Source organism: Neptunitalea chrysea (assembly GCF_027924145.1).
Classification (GTDB): Bacteria; Bacteroidota; Bacteroidia; order Flavobacteriales; family Flavobacteriaceae; genus Neptunitalea; species Neptunitalea chrysea.
In genome coordinates this window covers 25998-42647 of sequence record NZ_BRVP01000010.1, presented here as the reverse complement: position 1 = coordinate 42647, position 16650 = coordinate 25998, and the positions used below count along the sequence as shown (strand labels likewise).

Annotated in this window: 22 protein-coding genes; 12 read left to right on the top strand and 10 right to left on the bottom strand. The window is 32.6% G+C overall.

Annotated elements, in window-relative coordinates; genetic code table 11:
- The first annotated feature begins 37 nt into the window (after positions 1-37).
- Positions 38-2218, top strand: a complete 2181-nt coding sequence (locus NBRC110019_RS08600) for a TonB-dependent receptor (protein WP_281754064.1) — start codon at positions 38-40, stop codon at positions 2216-2218.
- 148 nt (positions 2219-2366) lie between these two features.
- Here the strand turns inward: NBRC110019_RS08600 and NBRC110019_RS08595 are convergent, their stop codons facing one another.
- Positions 2367-2810: a hypothetical protein gene (locus tag NBRC110019_RS08595; protein ID WP_281754062.1), complete on the bottom strand. Its 444-nt coding sequence runs from the start codon at positions 2808-2810 to the stop codon at positions 2367-2369.
- 165 nt (positions 2811-2975) lie between these two features.
- On the opposite strand from NBRC110019_RS08595, the gene greA reads away from it, so the two are divergent.
- The 5 genes from greA to NBRC110019_RS08570 all read left to right on the top strand — a co-directional run bounded on the left by greA (position 2976) and on the right by NBRC110019_RS08570 (position 6338).
- Complete coding sequence (gene greA / locus NBRC110019_RS08590) at positions 2976-3452, top strand: transcription elongation factor GreA (RefSeq protein ID WP_281754060.1); 477 nt, start codon at positions 2976-2978, stop codon at positions 3450-3452.
- A gap of 72 nt (positions 3453-3524) precedes the next feature.
- Entirely contained in the window at positions 3525-3914 is a 390-nt protein-coding gene (locus NBRC110019_RS08585; RefSeq protein ID WP_281754058.1) for an HIT family protein, read from the top strand.
- Between the two features lie 254 nt (positions 3915-4168).
- A complete protein-coding gene (locus tag NBRC110019_RS16895; RefSeq protein WP_373876997.1) occupies positions 4169-4903 on the top strand; it encodes an MBOAT family O-acyltransferase in 735 nt (244 codons plus the stop codon).
- 545 nt (positions 4904-5448) lie between these two features.
- The gene (locus NBRC110019_RS08575) at positions 5449-5877 is read left to right on the top strand and encodes a hypothetical protein (RefSeq protein ID WP_281754055.1); all 429 of its coding nucleotides are present in this window, start codon (positions 5449-5451) and stop codon (positions 5875-5877) included.
- A complete protein-coding gene (locus tag NBRC110019_RS08570; RefSeq protein WP_281754053.1) occupies positions 5850-6338 on the top strand; it encodes a hypothetical protein in 489 nt (162 codons plus the stop codon). The genes NBRC110019_RS08575 and NBRC110019_RS08570 overlap by 28 nt, the downstream gene beginning before the upstream one ends.
- Before the next feature lie 8 nt (positions 6339-6346).
- Here NBRC110019_RS08570 and NBRC110019_RS08565 read toward each other — a convergent pair whose 3' ends face one another.
- A complete protein-coding gene (locus NBRC110019_RS08565) occupies positions 6347-7516 on the bottom strand; it encodes a sensor histidine kinase (protein WP_281754051.1) in 1170 nt (389 codons plus the stop codon).
- 142 nt (positions 7517-7658) lie between these two features.
- On the opposite strand from NBRC110019_RS08565, the gene NBRC110019_RS08560 reads away from it, so the two are divergent.
- Positions 7659-8042, top strand: coding sequence for a DUF3127 domain-containing protein (locus tag NBRC110019_RS08560; RefSeq protein WP_281754049.1), 384 nt, complete (start codon positions 7659-7661; stop codon positions 8040-8042).
- Between the two features lie 233 nt (positions 8043-8275).
- Positions 8276-8923, top strand: a complete 648-nt coding sequence (aat, locus tag NBRC110019_RS08555) for a leucyl/phenylalanyl-tRNA--protein transferase (RefSeq protein WP_281754047.1) — start codon at positions 8276-8278, stop codon at positions 8921-8923.
- Here the strand turns inward: aat and NBRC110019_RS08550 are convergent.
- On the bottom strand, positions 8913-9479 hold the full coding sequence (locus NBRC110019_RS08550) for a DNA-3-methyladenine glycosylase I (protein WP_281754045.1): 567 nt from the start codon (positions 9477-9479) through the stop codon (positions 8913-8915). The genes aat and NBRC110019_RS08550 overlap by 11 nt on opposite strands.
- A 124-nt stretch (positions 9480-9603) precedes the next feature.
- Here NBRC110019_RS08550 and NBRC110019_RS08545 point away from each other — a divergent pair, with 124 nt between their 5' ends.
- Positions 9604-9843 (top strand): hypothetical protein, encoded by a 240-nt coding sequence (locus NBRC110019_RS08545; protein WP_281754043.1) that lies wholly within the window; start codon positions 9604-9606, stop codon positions 9841-9843.
- A 122-nt stretch (positions 9844-9965) separates the two neighbouring features.
- Positions 9966-10571 (top strand): thioredoxin family protein, encoded by a 606-nt coding sequence (locus NBRC110019_RS08540; protein WP_281754041.1) that lies wholly within the window; start codon positions 9966-9968, stop codon positions 10569-10571.
- Positions 10572-10608: 37 nt separating this feature from the next.
- Here NBRC110019_RS08540 and NBRC110019_RS08535 read toward each other — a convergent pair whose 3' ends face one another.
- The 5 genes from NBRC110019_RS08535 to NBRC110019_RS08515 all read right to left on the bottom strand — a co-directional run bounded on the left by NBRC110019_RS08535 (position 10609) and on the right by NBRC110019_RS08515 (position 14066).
- A complete protein-coding gene (locus NBRC110019_RS08535; protein WP_281754038.1) occupies positions 10609-11322 on the bottom strand; it encodes a hypothetical protein in 714 nt (237 codons plus the stop codon).
- Between the two features lie 67 nt (positions 11323-11389).
- Entirely contained in the window at positions 11390-12082 is a 693-nt protein-coding gene (gene truB, locus NBRC110019_RS08530; RefSeq protein ID WP_281754036.1) for a tRNA pseudouridine(55) synthase TruB, read from the bottom strand.
- Positions 12083-12868, bottom strand: coding sequence for an undecaprenyl-diphosphate phosphatase (locus tag NBRC110019_RS08525; RefSeq protein WP_281754035.1), 786 nt, complete (start codon positions 12866-12868; stop codon positions 12083-12085).
- A gap of 39 nt (positions 12869-12907) precedes the next feature.
- A complete protein-coding gene (locus NBRC110019_RS08520) occupies positions 12908-13165 on the bottom strand; it encodes a DUF3098 domain-containing protein (RefSeq protein WP_281754034.1) in 258 nt (85 codons plus the stop codon).
- Between the two features lie 19 nt (positions 13166-13184).
- Positions 13185-14066, bottom strand: a complete 882-nt coding sequence (locus tag NBRC110019_RS08515; RefSeq protein ID WP_281754033.1) for a cell division protein FtsX — start codon at positions 14064-14066, stop codon at positions 13185-13187.
- Positions 14067-14364: 298 nt separating this feature from the next.
- Here NBRC110019_RS08515 and NBRC110019_RS08510 point away from each other — a divergent pair, with 298 nt between their 5' ends.
- The gene (locus NBRC110019_RS08510) at positions 14365-14703 is read left to right on the top strand and encodes a hypothetical protein (protein WP_281754032.1); all 339 of its coding nucleotides are present in this window, start codon (positions 14365-14367) and stop codon (positions 14701-14703) included.
- Positions 14704-14776: 73 nt separating this feature from the next.
- Positions 14777-15217, top strand: a complete 441-nt coding sequence (locus NBRC110019_RS08505) for a hypothetical protein (RefSeq protein WP_281754029.1) — start codon at positions 14777-14779, stop codon at positions 15215-15217.
- 150 nt (positions 15218-15367) lie between these two features.
- Here the strand turns inward: NBRC110019_RS08505 and NBRC110019_RS08500 are convergent, their stop codons facing one another.
- Together NBRC110019_RS08500 and NBRC110019_RS08495 are read right to left on the bottom strand one after the other, a co-directional pair.
- Entirely contained in the window at positions 15368-16204 is an 837-nt protein-coding gene (locus NBRC110019_RS08500) for a patatin-like phospholipase family protein (RefSeq protein WP_281754028.1), read from the bottom strand.
- 103 nt (positions 16205-16307) lie between these two features.
- Positions 16308-16523 carry a patatin-like phospholipase family protein gene (locus NBRC110019_RS08495; RefSeq protein WP_373876996.1) on the bottom strand — a complete coding sequence of 72 codons (216 nt, stop codon included), beginning with the start codon at positions 16521-16523 and terminating at the stop codon, positions 16308-16310.
- Positions 16524-16650 lie beyond the last annotated feature (127 nt).

The following is a 16650-nucleotide window of genomic DNA, read 5'->3' as shown; positions in this document are numbered from 1 at the left end:
GAATAATTACCCCTTTTATTCGTAAAATTTTTTACGGATGAAAAATTTATTCGCTTTTGGTCTTATGGTATGCTCAATGAGTATACTCTGGGGACAAGAAAAAGAAAAGGACTCTTTAGCAACTAAAAAAGAACCTGTAAAACTAGAGGAGGTCTCGGTATCTGCTACACGTGTAACAGATAAAACACCTGTAACGTTTTCTAATCTTTCTAAGAAAGAACTTAAGAAAAGGAATTTAGGACAAGATATTCCTATTTTAATGAATTATTTACCTGGTGTTGTTACAACTTCTGATGCCGGTGCGGGTGTAGGTTACACAGGGATTAGAGTACGTGGTAGTGACGCTACCAGAGTAAATGTAACGATTAATGGTATTCCGTATAACGATGCAGAAAGTCAGGGTACTTATTGGGTGAATATGCCAGACTTTGCTTCCTCTGTAGAGAACATTCAGTTACAAAGAGGGGTAGGTACATCTACCAATGGTTCTAGTGCTTTTGGTGCTAGTTTGAATTTGCTAACCGATGCAGCTTCTAAAGAAGCGTATGGACAAATAGCTAATTCATATGGTAGTTTTAATACGCATAAGCATACATTAAAATTTTCTACAGGAACATTGAATGATCATTTTGAAGTTTCAGGAAGATTGTCAAAAATTGCTTCTGATGGTTATATAGACAGAGCATCATCAGATTTAAAATCGTATTTTTTGCAGGGAGCTTACATGGATAAGAATACCCTTATTAAGGCATTGGTTTTTGGAGGTCATGAAATTACCTATCAGTCTTGGAATGGCTTAGAGGATTTAGACTTGCTTGAAAATGACAGAACCTTTAATACTGCGGGAATGTATTATGATGATAATGGGAATGTTCGTTTTTATGATAATGAAGTAGATAATTATAAGCAAGATCATGCACAACTTATCTGGAATGAGAAATGGTCTGCTAACTGGAGTACTAACGTTGCATTACACTATACGTATGGGCGTGGTTTTTACGAGCAATATAAAGAAGATGAGGCTTTTGGAGACTATGGATTAACTCCAATAGATATTTCGGGGACAACCATTAGTACCACCGACCTTATTAGAAGAAAGTGGTTGGATAATGATTTCTACGGCGCTATATTTTCTGCTACTTATGAAAAGGATAGAATATCTGTGATAATGGGTGGAGGTGTAAACCAATATTTGGGAAGACATTTCGGAGAGATTATTTGGACCCAATATGCTTCTGATAGTGAAATAAGAGATAGGTATTACGATGATACTTCTATGAAGAACGATTTGAACGTTTACACTAAGGTAAACTATAAATTGACTGATAAATGGAGTATTTATGGTGATATGCAATATAGAAAAGTACGATACACGGCTGATGCTCCTGAAACGGGAGGTGTAGATGATGCGTTTAATTTCTTTAACCCTAAGGCAGGGGTGAGTTTTGAAGTGAATGCCAATTCTATTTTGTATTTATCATATGCCAGAGCTAATAGAGAACCTAATAGAACCGACTATGAGAATGGAAATCCGAAACCGGAAAGATTAAACGATTTTGAGTTGGGTTGGAGGTATAAGTCTCCTAAGTTTAAACTAAACTCGAATGTTTACTATATGAAATATGAAGATCAATTGGTGTTAACGGGAGAGTTAGATAATGTAGGGTCTCCTATGCGTGCCAATAGTGGAGATAGTTACAGATTAGGTTTAGAAGTTGATGCTACCATAGTAGTGGGTAATAAATTGTTAGTACGACCTAATGTTGCGTTAAGCACTAATAAAAACAAAGACTTCTATTTTCAAAGAGATGGAGAATTGACCAATTTAGGAGATACTAATATTTCGTATTCACCCGACATTGTTGCCGGTAATATTATAACGTATATGCCGTCTTCATCTTTCCAGGTGTCTTTATTGTCTAAGTACGTAGGAGAGCAGTATATGGGGAATATAGATGCCGAAGCTTCTAAACTAGATAGTTATTTTATAAACGATTTTAATGTAAGTTATGAGATAAAAACCAATAAGGTATTTAAATCTATAGTAATAACTGGTTTGGTAAATAACGTATTTGATGTAGAATATATATCTAACGGATATTTCTATACGTATAATGATACTTGGTCTAATCCGGGAAGTACTACTACCATTGAAGGTACAGGTTACTATCCGCAAGCAGGGATTAACTATCTGCTAGGAGCAACCTTAAATTTTTAAACTACTCGATACTCGAGATTATAGGCTTCGAGAATTTTACTCAATAATTGAGATTAAATGCTTCATGGGCTTGCCCCGAAGTAGTATACTTGAAGTGGTTTACTTAAGCAATAAACTACAGTTGTACATTATGTATAGCTGTAGTTTTTTAATTAGATATGGTAAGTATATTACCGTTTACACTAGTTTGGTAGTATAACAAGCTGTATTCGGCATTACCGTCATTTGTTTCTTCAATAATATTACCGGTATATAGGCTGTACTTGTAATCATCGCAATCACATTGACAATAGATATTTCCGGTAACTTCCATAGTAGAGCAAGAGCTAGGTGTATGGTTGGGGCAACTAGCTTCCCATGCCAAAAATTGATTAAAGCCTTGGTTAATAACTAAGATACCTTTTATGCCAGCAGTAGCATCTTCAATAAGCATTCCGCTACCCGCAACTGTTAAGTTGTTGTAGGAAGGTAAATTTAGGTTGATGGTTTTGGTAAAGCTTACTTCAGATAAATAAGGATTTCTGCTGCTATAGTTATCAGAACAAGCAATTAAGAGTAACGATACCGTACAAAACCAAATAATTTTTTTCATTTTCAAATAGGAATATATGCTAATAACGATGTAATTGCTAAATTATTTTTAAATTTAACAAGACTTGCAAGTTACGAAATCGTATTAATTAAAAAATTCTTATATTTGCTTTTGAATCCTCTTAGAAAGCAAGGGGATTTTTTGTATTTATAAATAGATGAAGCTATGAGTAAAGTATCATATTATACAGCGGAAGGATTAAAAAAATTAAGAGAAGAACTTAATCAGTTAAAGGATATAGAAAGGCCACGTGCTTCCCAGGCTATTGCAGAAGCTAGAGATAAAGGAGATTTGTCTGAAAATGCGGAGTATGATGCTGCTAAAGAAGCTCAGGGTTTGTTAGAGATGAAGATCTCTAAGATGGAAGAAACGTTTGCAAATGCTCGCTTAATTGACGAATCTCAATTAGATACTTCTAAGGTACTAGTACTTTCAACAGTTAAATTAAAGAATGCAGCTAATGGTATGGAAATGAAGTATACCTTAGTAGCAGAGAGTGAAGCGAATTTAAAAGCAGGAAAAATTTCTGTTAACTCACCTATTGGTAAAGGACTACTAGGTAAGAGTGTTGGAGATATTGCAGAGATTAAAGTTCCTAATGGGGTTCTTAAAATGGAAATTTTAGAGATTACCAGAGCGTAATTTTTTAATAGTATAAAATACCAAATCCTTTGTATCTTTATGCAAAGGATTTTTTTATTTAAAAGAAGATTTATGGCAACTATATTTACCAAAATAGTAAACGGCGAAATACCTTGTTACAAAGTAGCGGAAGATGATAATTTTTTAGCCTTTTTGGATATTAGTCCAAATGCTAAGGGGCATACGCTATGTATTCCTAAAATAGAGGTGAATAAGATTTTTGACTTAGATGAAGAAACCTATATGGGGTTAATGGCTTTTTCTAGAAAGATTGCAATTGCTGTAGAAAAGGCAATGCCATGTAAACGTGTAGGAATGGCTGTGGTAGGTTTAGAAGTACCGCATGTACATGTGCATTTAATTCCGTTAAATGAAATGGGTGATATGAGTTTTGCGAAAAATGTACCGTTGGAAAAAGAAGAGTTTACGGCTATAGCAAAAGCTATTCAAACATATTTGTAGATATAATATAAGGCATGCTTTTTAATTCGGTAGAGTTTGTATATTTTTTTCTCATAGTTTTTGTGATTTATTGGTTTGTCCTAGATAAGTCATTAAGATTTCAAAATATATTTCTTGTTATTGTAAGTTATGTTTTTTACGGTTGGTGGGACTGGAGATTTCTATTTTTGATTTTATTGAGTTCCATTATTGATTTTATTATTGGGGAAAAAATATATGAGAGCTCTAAGCCTAAGATTAAGAAGACTTATTTAATGATTAGTCTTTTTTCTAATTTGGGAATCTTAGGTTTTTTTAAATATTTCAATTTTTTTGTTGAATCTTTTGTTACAGGTTTTTCTTTTTTGGGCTTTACTTTAGATTCGTTTTACTTGCATGTTTTACTTCCTGTAGGAATCAGTTTCTATACTTTTCAAACGTTAAGTTATTCTATAGATATTTATAGGGGAAAACTTACTCCTGCCAAGAGCTTTGTAGATTTTTCGGCTTTTGTTTCATTTTTTCCGCAATTAGTTGCTGGACCAATTGAAAGAGCAACTCATTTACTTCCGCAATTTTATAAAAAGAGAATTTTTGATTACTCAAAAGCTGTAGAAGGGTGTAAACAGATCTTATGGGGGTTTTTTAAGAAAATTGTTATCGCTGATAACTGTAGTATATACGTAGATGATATTTTCACCAATTATGGAAGTTATTCGGGGATTACATTAGCTATAGGGGTTGTTCTATTTTCCGTGCAGATTTATTGTGATTTTTCGGGGTATTCAGATATTGCAATAGGTCTTGCAAGATTATTTGGTTTTGATCTTATGAGAAATTTTAGATTCCCTTATTTTTCAAGGGATATATCTGAATTTTGGAGGAGATGGCATATTTCGTTGTCTACTTGGTTTAGGGATTACTTATACATTCCTTTAGGTGGTTCTAAAGGAACTTTGCTTAAAGTTATTAGGAATACATTTATTATTTTTTTAGTTAGTGGTTTTTAGCATGGAGCCAATTGGACTTTTTTGTTTTGGGGTTTTTTAAATGCCATTTATTTTTTACCATTATTATTATGGAAAAAAAATAGAAGATTTTTAGGGGAGATTAGTAAAAATAGATTACTACCAACTTGGTCAGATGTTGTTAGAATGTTATTTACATTTACACTTGTGTGTTTTTCTTGGATATTTTTTAGAGCAGCTTCAATATCTGATGCTCTTAGATTTATTAAAAGAATGGTAACCAATTATGACATGTCAATATCATCTTATCAAATACATACAGTTAGTATAATCCCTTTGTTTGTTTATCTAATTTTCTTTCTTATTATAGAATGGTTTTATCGTAATGAGGATGTAGTGTTTAATAAGTTTTACAAGAATTCCAGATTGTTAAAGTATACGCTGTTTTCTTTGACTGTGTTAGCTATTTTATTGAGTATTAAAAATAATTCTCAAAGTTTTATTTATTTTCAATTTTAAAGGTGAAACGTTTTTTTACAAATATTACTAAAGTTTTTGTCATAATCTATATAGTACTATGGATATTGATGGTTGGTATCGATTTTGCAATTAGGGAGAACAATGTTTGCGATGATAATGTTTGGTATGAAGTTTTTGAGGGCGCTATTAATAGCGAAGTTGTTGTTTTTGTAAACTCTAGAGCAGTTGCTCATTATGACCCATGTATAATAGAGGATGTATCTGGGTTTTCATGTTACAATATTGGATTAAGTGGCACACCGTTGAATTTATTAAAAATAAGATGGGATGCTTATGTTAACCATAACTTACCACCAAAGTTGCTAATACTAGATGTTGATGCCATTATATTGGGTTCGGGTAATAAGCTTTTTAATAAGTTTGAGTATTTACCTTATTTAAATATGCCTGAATACGAAAATGTAATTGGAGATATTGATTCTGAATTTATATATGAAAATACCTCCCTATGTATAAATATAGAGGGTATGAAATGAAAATTTTTAGAGAGTTTGTTAATAAAAAATCAGAAAGGGAAAACATATGCAACGGTTATGTTGGGGTTGACAAGAAATGGATCGAGAAAGATTATAAATCGATGCAAAAATTGCTAGAGAATGATACGGTACCTTTTAATAGTAATATTTATAAAAAAGGGATAGATGTTTTTGAAGAAATTTTACACTATGCCGATATAAATAATGTTAAGGTTTTAATGATATGGTCGCCTTATTATATTGAGTTTTCTAATTTTCATGCTGAAAATAAAAAATATTTAGATAGTCTATATGAATCTTATGAGATTAACGAAAGAGTTAACTATTTGAATTTTTCTGAAGATTCATTGGCCAATCATATGTCAAATTTTTATAATTCAGCTCATTTAAACGGGAATGGGAGTAAAAAGTTTTCAAAAAAAATTGGATTAATTTTGAAGAGAGATTTTTCTAATCTATAATCATTTTATTACCCCTCCTTTTTAAGACTTATCTGCATGGTTGTACCTTTGCCTAGTTCAGAGGTTAGTACTTTAATACGGCCTTTATGGTAGTCTTCAATAATACGCTTTACTAATGATAATCCAAGACCCCATCCACGTTTTTTGGTGGTAAAACCAGGTTTAAAAATATTTTTAAAATCTTGTTTCTGAATTCCTTTTCCGGTATCGGTAACTTTAATCTTTACATGCTGCTCAGTTTCAGAAATGGCAATTTTAAGTTCACCCGAACCTCTCATAGCATCAATAGCATTCTTGACCAAGTTTTCAATTGTCCAGCTATAGAGTTGTGAGTTTAACTGAACAAATAATTCTTTATTTGGGGCTTCAAAAGAAAAATGTACCCTTTTAGAACTTCTAGATTGCAAATAAAGATAAGAAGATTCAGTTTCCTTAATAATGTTGGTAAGGTCTAGCTTTGGTATGGATCCTATCTTAGAGAATCGATCTGTAATAGTCTGTAGGCGGTCAATATCTTTTTCAATTTCAGAGGTAACACTACTATCAACATCCATGCTTTTCAATAGCTCAGTCCACCCCAAAAGCGATGATAAAGGTGTCCCTATCTGGTGTGCTGTTTCTTTGGCCATCCCTGCCCATAGCTTATTTTGATCTGATATTTTAGCTGTTCTATAAAAAAAGTAAACAACACTACCGAAAAGGAAAATAATGAGCAGTAAGGCCATTGGATAGTATTTCAGCTTATTTAAAAGATCAGAGTTGCCATAATATAGTGTAGATAACTTTTCACCATTGTCAAGTACCTCTATAGGCTGGTTTTCGTTTTCAAACTGCTTAATTTTTTGCTGTATGTATAGACTATCTTCTGCTTCTTTTTCATCAAGATTTTGGGTCTGTATAGAGCCATCAATGCTCACCAAAATCATGGGATTCGATTTGTTAGAACGTAAAATCTTTAATGGTAAATCTAAATCAACACTTTCTCCATTAGAGGAAAAGGTGGTAGTGGGGGCATTAATTAGTGTTTGTTGTGCATTAGCCCAGATTTCCATTTTAGTACGTTCCTCGTTTTTAAACTTTTGGAAAAAATTATACGTATTCCAAAGTATTAAACTAACAATAATAAAAGAGGATACAATTAAAATCCAACGTATGGTATTTCTTTTCTGTAGAAACATGCTCTGTTTTCAAAATCTGTTTAAATATAAAGTAAATAGTAGAATTTTATTGTCTGTACGGATAAACATTTTAGTAACTAACCTAGAATACGTAGTTTTGCAATAATTGTAATTTTAACAGCTGTAATACGATACTAAAGTTATGGAAGTAATAGGAAAAATTAAATTAGTTGGTGATACACAAACCTTTGGTAACAATGGTTTTAGAAAAAGAGAACTTGTAGTAACCACCGAAGAGCAATATCCACAGCATATTCTTGTTGAGTTTATTCAGGATAAATGTGATGCTTTAAATGGGTTTCAAATTGGACAGCCTGTTAAAGTTAGTATCAATTTAAGAGGTAGAGAGTGGACAAACCCGCAGGGAGAAACGAAGTATTTTAACTCTATTCAGGGCTGGAGAATAGAATCTATGATGCCACAACAGTCTGGTGGGGCACCTGATATGCCGCCAGTACCTCCAATGGATGCTTTTGAGCCTGCTAATGATTTTAAAGAAGAAGATCACGATGACTTACCATTCTAACTGAATGAGAAGATATAAAAAAGGTGCTTATTTTTAAGCACCTTTTTTTATGAAAAAGTCCCGGAGTATCCGGGACTTAAGTTCTGTGGTTTTAGGTTGTCTTTACAACAAACTCAAAAAGCAATGATGAAATAAAAAAAGTTGTAAAGACATAACAAATTTGTCGATTTTTTGTCAAATAAAAAAGAAATAACATTACTTTTTGATGATAAAAAAAATAATTTTGACGGAATATGAGATTTTTAACAGATGTATTACAATTTCCACATCCTGAGGAAGCTTCTGCTGAAGGTATAGTTGCAGTTGGAGGAGATTTATCTACTGAACGCTTATTGTTGGCATATCGGCTAGGTATTTTTCCTTGGTTTGATGAAGAACAGCCAATTTTATGGTGGTCTCCAGATCCTAGAATGGTTCTTTTTCCAGATGATTTGAAAGTTTCTAAAAGTATGCGTAAAGTAATTCGTGATGGGCATTTTAAGGTAACCTTTAACACATGTTTCAGGGAGGTTATAATAAACTGTGCAGGTGTTAAAAGAGAAGATGAATATGGTACATGGATTACCAACGACATGGTAGATGCTTATTGTAAATTACATGAAGAAGGTGTGGCTAAGTCTGTTGAGGTTTGGTTAGATGGGGCCTTGGTAGGAGGTCTTTACGGAATAGATTTAGGCACTATTTTTTGTGGAGAAAGTATGTTTAGTAAAGTTAGTAATGCCTCAAAATTTGGTTTTATACAACTAGTACAAAAACTAAAAGCAGAAAATTATAGCCTAATTGATTGTCAGGTGTATACAGATCATTTGGCCAGTTTAGGAGCTATTGAAATACCTCGTATGGAATTTTTAAGCAAGTTACCCGGATATACTACTTTGTAATCACTTCGTTGTATCTAAAGCAATCTACTTCATGATCGTTAACCATTCCGGTTGCTTGCATATGTGCGTAGATAACGGTACTTCCAACAAACTTAAATCCTCGTTTTTTTAAATCTTTGCTAATCGCATCGGACAGCGGAGTATTTGCCGGAGCATCTTTATAATTGATTACAGTATTGATAATAGGGGTATGGTCTACAAAGCTCCAGATATAGTTACTAAAAGAGCCAAATTCTTCCTGAATTTTTATAAAAGCTTGAGCATTGGTAATAGTGGCTTTTATTTTAAGTTTATTTCTAATAATACCTTCATTTTGCAACAGTTCTTCGAATTTATGATTGTCGTAAAGCGCTATTTTCTTGTAATTAAACTGGTCAAGAGCGGCTCTAAAGTTTTCTCTTTTTCTTAAAATTGTAATCCAGCTTAATCCTGCCTGAAAAGTTTCAAGTATTAAAAATTCAAAGAGTTTATCATCATCATGTATAGGGACTCCCCATTCTTCGTCATGGTATTTTTCGTATAGTATATCACCTACACACCAGCCGCATCTTTTCATAATATGCTTAATTTCTTTTTAATAAAATTATACTATTTATTCTTCCGTGCATAAAGCAAAGAAACTTATTAATTTAAAAATAATGCTATGAAAACTTTAAAAATTACTTTAATGATGGTATCTCTTGTTTTTTATTTCATGTGATATGGATGATGATATGCCTTTAGCTTCTGCAACATTTGATCTTTCTGCCAATATAGATGTTGTTAGTGGTATGGGTAAAATAAACATTAGTATGCTAGATAATGGTACTTATTTTAGGTACGAAGATGCTATTATAGTTAACAGTTGTGTAAATATATACTATAGTGATTCAGATTTTGCAACGTTTGTAGCTCAAGGAGGTATAGGTGCAAACAACTAATTTTTAATTGTTTGTGGTATAAAAAAAATGGGTATCTAGTGTTTTTTATTTTTCTCCCTGACAATTGTCAGGTTTTTAAAATTAAAAGACCTATATATTTGATTTAAGCAAATTATAATGTGATGCATACTTTACAGGTAAATAGTATAATAGAAAACAGTATAGCACAGGGAATGAGTTACCAAGAGTACCTTTCTCTTATGGCTAAATTGATGGCTGACGGAGCATCTAGCTCACCTGTTCCTTCAGAAGAAATGACCTTGTTTACAAAGCTTAATTATAAACGAATGCTTAGGTTAAACAAAACCATTAATATAGATGGGAAGTATAGAGAAATTATTTCTACGTATGACAAAAAAGTTACCTGGTTAGCAATAACGGAGAGTTGGTGTGGTGATGCTGCTCAAATTTTGCCTGTGGTTAATAAAGTGGTAGAAGTAAGTAATCATATTACCTTCAGGTTGGTATTAAGAGATGAGAATTTAGATCTAATGGATCTGTGCCTAACAAATGGAACACGCTCTATACCGAAAATTTTAGTGGTAGATGAAGATTATAACATTATAGATAGTTTTGGACCAAGGCCCGAGGCTGCACTTAATTTAGTAGAAGATTTTAGAGAACAGTACGGTAAATTAACACCCGATTTTAAACAATATCTACAGTTGTGGTATAATAAAGATAGGGGGAAGAGTATTGTAAAAGATTTATTGAAACTCTTTGTTTAATGTATTTTAAGTTTTAAGCTATACGATATAAATACATTTATTTAGATTGAAAAACGTACGTGATAGTGCCAACTTGTGATTTATTTTGCGGGTTGGCATTAAATTTTGTGCTCCTTGCATAAGTAATTGCATTTTCAACCAAACAACCATCTTTGGTGTTAGAGGTTTCGGTATCTTGTTTTGCAGCGATAACATCACCATTACCGTTTACTTTTATAGTAATTACTACAACACCTCCCGCGATACAAGTGTAAATGGGGTTGGGTATTTCCCCAATTACAATTCGGTTTTCCAATGAGTAGGTAACCGTAGTCATTTTTTCGGTATTTCTATTTTGTACGCTGATGTTTTTATCTTTAGAGTTTTTTATTGCTTCTCTGGTATTTTTAATGGTCTCTTCTGCTTTTTTTAGATTTTCTGCTGTTTGGTTATCGGCTAGAGGTTTGGAATATTTTTTATCCATCTTGGCTAAAAATTCTTTTAACGTTTGATGATTGTCTTCTTCCGTTAGCTCACTTTTAATTTTATCGTTATAGGTTTTATGGGTAATTTTTCCCTTGTGGTTAGAAAGCTTTTTAGTTGTTGCTTTTTTCTTTTCAACTTCTTCTTTCTTTTTTTCGGTAGTCATTTCAATAAAATGCTCCTCGGTATACGTATAGCTTTTAAAATGAATAGCACCAACGCATAAAAGCATAACCAAAAGAATGGAAAATGATAGGCATGCAGATACAACGTATCTATAACTGTTCATGCGGCGAAACCTAATAAACAATACGTAAATACTTTTTTTACAACTAGTTAATTTATCTATAAAAAAATTATAAAGCATTCAGTTCTGTTACAAATTCTTCAGGAGAGATGGCATTATCTACACTATACTCTCCAATTTTGGTTCTTCTTAAAGCAGAAAGATACCCACCTGAATTAAGTGCTTTTCCAAAGTCGTGTGCTAAAGATCGTATATAGGTACCTTTACTACAAACCACTCTAAAATGAACTTCAGGAAAGGTAATTCCAGTTATTTCAAACTCGTTAATGGTAATTTGCCTAGGTTGAATTTCAACTTGTTCACCTTCTCTAGCAAATTCATATAAACGCTTACCGTCTTTTTTTAAAGCGGAAAAAATTGGAGGATATTGCATAATATCACCCAAAAATTGTTTTGTAGTAGCGTAAATTAAGTCTTCCGTAATATGGGTAGTTTCAAAAGTTTGGTCTACTTCGGTCTCCATATCATACGAAGGCGTGGTACCTCCTAATACTAGGGTGCCTGTATATTCTTTTACTTGTCCCTGTAGGTCTTGTATTTTTTTGGTAAACTTACCAGTGCAAATAAGTAAAAGTCCAGTGGCTAGCGGATCCAATGTTCCCGCATGTCCTACCTTTATTTTTTTGAGTTTATATTTTTTTAAGATGGCCCATTTAATTTTGTTTACAGCATTAAATGAGCTCCATGTAAGGGGTTTATCTATTAATAATAGTTGTCCTTCTTTAAAATCTTCTAACTGCACTTATACAATGGTTAATTTCATAATACCATAGTGAATAATCAAAATGGCTGCCCCAGCAATAATTCTATAATAACCAAACATTTTAAAACCATGCTTGCTTAAATATCCTATGAACGACTTAATAGCAATCATAGCTACAATAAAGCCTATAACATTTCCTATAATTAATAAGTTAATCTGTTCTTGGTTAAGGACAAATCCTTCCTGATAATAATCGTATGATTTTTTTAGTGTAGCCCCTAACATTGTAGGAATTGCTAAAAAGAATGAAAACTCAGCAGCTACTGTTCTTGATAGTTTTTGTGTCATACCTCCAACAATCGTAGCTCCACTTCTAGAGGTACCCGGAATCATTGCTAAACACTGAAAAAATCCAATTTTCAATGCCGTAAGGTATGATATTTCGGTTTCTTCTCCATCACCAAACCAGTCATCTACTTTAATTAAGAAGAGTCCTCCAATAATTAATGAAATTGCTACTGTTATAGGATTTTCCAGAAGGCTATCGATTAAATCACTCAATGTTAGTCCTAAAACTACAGCTGGTATAAATGCTACAAAAAGTTTAAGATAAAAATCAATACTTTGAAAGAATCGTTTAAAATATAATACAATTACCGATACAATAGTACCAAGCTGAATAACAATCGTAAATAACTTAGTAAAATCTTCAGATGCAATTCCGAAAAATGATGACGCAATAATCATGTGTCCGGTTGAAGAAACCGGTAAAAACTCTGTTAAGCCTTCAATGATTGCCAATATAATGGCCTGTAGGTAGTTCATATCTATGGATTAGTTAGTTGATGGTTTTGATATAGAAAACTATTCTTCTTTTTTCTTCTTGTCTGGGTTGTATAGTATAGCCACTACCTCAATTGCAAACCCTATTAAAACCATGGTTGGTGCTATACGTATTCTTCTAACACTAAAAATATCCTCGTTAAAAACATTAGGGTCATCGCTTCCACCACCGCTCATTAAAATAAACCCAAGGGCTATAACGGCCAAACCAATTAACATTAACCGGTAATTTTTTTTCTGAAAGATAAAGTTCTGTTTCGTGGGCTTATTCGTTTTCATTTTATATGATCTTCAAGTATTAATAATATAAATCGTCTGTTCTTAAGTTTAAATAGCGGGAGGTAGCAAAAAATGTACTCAACCAGCTAATAAGTATTCCAAATATAAAAATACCTCCAAATATAGCTGTTACCATAGGTACATTACTCAATAATTTTATAGTAGGGTATTTAGTATCCAGAAACGACATGCAGGCAGTTAATGCTGCAATGGCTATAACAGCCCCAATCATGCCTAATTTAATATTGTTAAATATAAAAGGTCTTCTAATAAAACGCTTAGTAGCACCAACCATTTGCATGGTTTTAATAATAAAACGCTTAGAATAAATAGAAAGACGAATAGAAGAGTTGATAAGCAGTATAGAAATAAATAAGATAAATCCGCAACCACCAAGCATATAATAGCTTATGGTTTTTATATTGTCGTTTAACAAACTAACAAGCGGAATATCGTAAGCTACTTCATCTACAAATGTAGCTCCTTTAATTTCAATAGCAATATCTGCCAGTTGTTCCTCGGTAACATAATCGGCTTTCAAATGTAAGTCTATTGAATTTTGTAGCGGATTGTCTCCTAAATAGGCAACAAAGTTTTCACCTAACGTTTTCATTAAATCTTCTGCCGCTTCTTCTTTAGAAACATAAGTAACTGATTTTGTGTATTCCTTCATGGCAAGCGTTTTCTGAAACTGATTGATTTCGGTTTCTTTAGCAGCTGCAGACAGATACACATTTACCACTAAGTTTTCTTTAATATGATTTACCAGATTTTGAGAGTTGATAACAACAAACGCCAAAGTACCTAGTAAAAAAAGAATTAAGGCAATACTCAGAGTAACTGAGAAATACGATGAAATTAATTTACGCTTTTGAAATTTATCAAATGATGTTGTACTCATAGAATGATGCTGGTAATCTAAATATAAATTTTTGTAAAAGTACTAAAGTAAAATTAAAGATATAAAACTTTAAGAGCTCTTTACGAGATAATCTGAATTAAATATTTATAGACTTATCTCTATCCTTGTTTATTATATGTAAACAACTACTACTAAGGTATATTGTATTTTGAGCTTAGTTTTTTACATGGTAATTCGGTTTTAGTATCTGAAGGCGCAATTTTGAAATGTAAATGGGATACTTTCTTGTTATATTTGCAAGGTGAGGTATGTATGGCTAATAATATCATTTTTTGTTTTGGCAAATCCATTAGTTCCGGTATTGGATTATGTGGTGAACTATGATTATATAGCTAACGAGCTTTGTATTAACAAAGAAAAACCTCAGATGCATTGCAATGGAATGTGTTATCTTAAGAAGGAGTTAGCGAAAAAGGTGGCAGATGAGAGTAAAGACTCTAAACAAGTCAATTTTAAAAAAGTAGAACTTCCTGTTTTCTTTATAGAAGTATCATCTTATGAAATACCTTCTGAACCTTTAGTAATGATAAATAAAGAATTAAGTAGGTTTTCAAATTCAGAGCAGTATCAGTTTTTATATGAGAAGCAGTGTTTAAAACCACCAATTATTGTTTAGTAGTATTTGGTAATAATTAATAAAGTATTCTTTCAAGAAGAAACTTTTATGTTTAAATATTTATAAAAGAAAAATGAGAAATAAAGTTTTAATGTTCTTAACGGCTGTTTTAGTAATGGTAAGCTGTGAGGAAAAAATAGATTATAAAAAAGAGTTTAATACCTTATTTGATAAAACGATCAAATTGCATGACGAAGCTATGGCTAAGATGGGTGTTATAGCTAAGTATCAAATGCAATGTGAAGTGAAAGTTAGAATGGGTGCTGAGGAAGATGTCACAAAATACAAACTTACCCTACAAGAATTAAATAAGGCGCATAGTGGTATGATGAAATGGATGCATCGTTTTAGTGATGATTTTCCGTATGAAGAGGATAGACTTCATGATAAAACGGATGATGAAATTATAAAAGAAACAGAATCTCTTAAGCCTTACAACAAAGAAATAGAGGAGGTTCAGAAGAATATGGATGCTGCTATTGCTAAAGCAGAAGCTCTTTTCAAAGAAGAATAGTAGGGTAGTCCCCTTATAGTATAGAAGCCTGCAACTCATTGCAGGCTTTTTTATGCGCAATACTTAAATGAAGCTATACCTGCCATAGGCAACATCATTTTTAATTAGTAATGTTTCTAAATCCTTTTTTGAAAGCGTGAATAAATTATCTTAGGCCTTCAGTAGTTCATTTTGTTGTCTTAACAACTCTAAAATTTTAGGCATTTCGTTTTGGGCATGTTCGTAACCAATTTCAAACGCTTTCACTATCATTTTTACATCCAATATACCAACGGTATATATTTCAGGGGGTAAAAAAACATAATGGCATTGACTAAATTGATGATAGTAATTAGCGTCCATACTTATGGTAATTACTCTTTGTAATAATTTAAAGGTGTTGTTAATATCCTTGTTAGCTACTTCCGCAACTGGGTTAACAAAACTACCCATAGTAAAGTCACAAGTATCTACAAGAGGTTCGTACGGAAAGTTGTTCAATAGTCCACCATCTGAATATAAATGGTTGTTAATAGAAACCGGAGAAAAGTAAGGAGGTAGCGCACAGGAAGCCAGTAAAGGTTTTATTAATTCACCAGAGTCAAAAAACTCTAGTTTGCCGGTGTTTAAATTAGTAGCTGTTACTGTAATGGGGGTATTCAGATCTTCAAAATTTTCTTTATAAAAGAACTTCTTTAAAAGGTGCTCGTATTTTTCGCTATCAACCAACCCGGGTTTGTTAAGAGCAAACAGCGAAAAACTAAACAAAGGAGTTTCTTTAAAAAACGTAATCATTTCTTCGGGAGAGTAACCTGTAGCATATAGCGCCGCAATAAGTGCACCTCCACTAGTGCCAGAGATACAATCAGGCTGAATCCCGTTCTCATCTAAGGCTTTTAATAAACCGGCATGTGTCAATGCTCTTATACCACCACCAGATAGTACCAACCCTAATTTGTAATTGGGTTCAACTTGTCTCTTTTTGTTGAAAATATTAAAGAATCCCATAGTGTTCTTTTTGTGGTGCTATTTTTAGAGTAACTGACTATTTAGTATTGATTTAACCAAAAGTACAATTTTAGATTTCATTAAGATAGGTCTGTTTAGTTAATTAAAAACTAAACAAAGGCGTTTTCTTAAAAAAAGCCAGCATTTCATCGGGTTGATATCCGGTGGCATATAGGGCAGCAATAAGTGTTCCGCCACTAGTACCCGAGAGGTGTGTTGGTTGAATACCGTTTTCAATTAATGCTTTTAAAAAACCTGCGTGTGCTAATGCATGTACACCACCGCCCGATAGTACTAAACCAATGTTCTTGTTAGTCATTCAGAAAAAGTTATTATTGGTTGGTTGTAAAAAGTATTTATAAATTACAATTTTAGCTGTATTTGTCAAATAGGTTTATGATAGTTTTAGTATATGTACTTGTGGTAAAGTCTTTAGTTGTAAACTC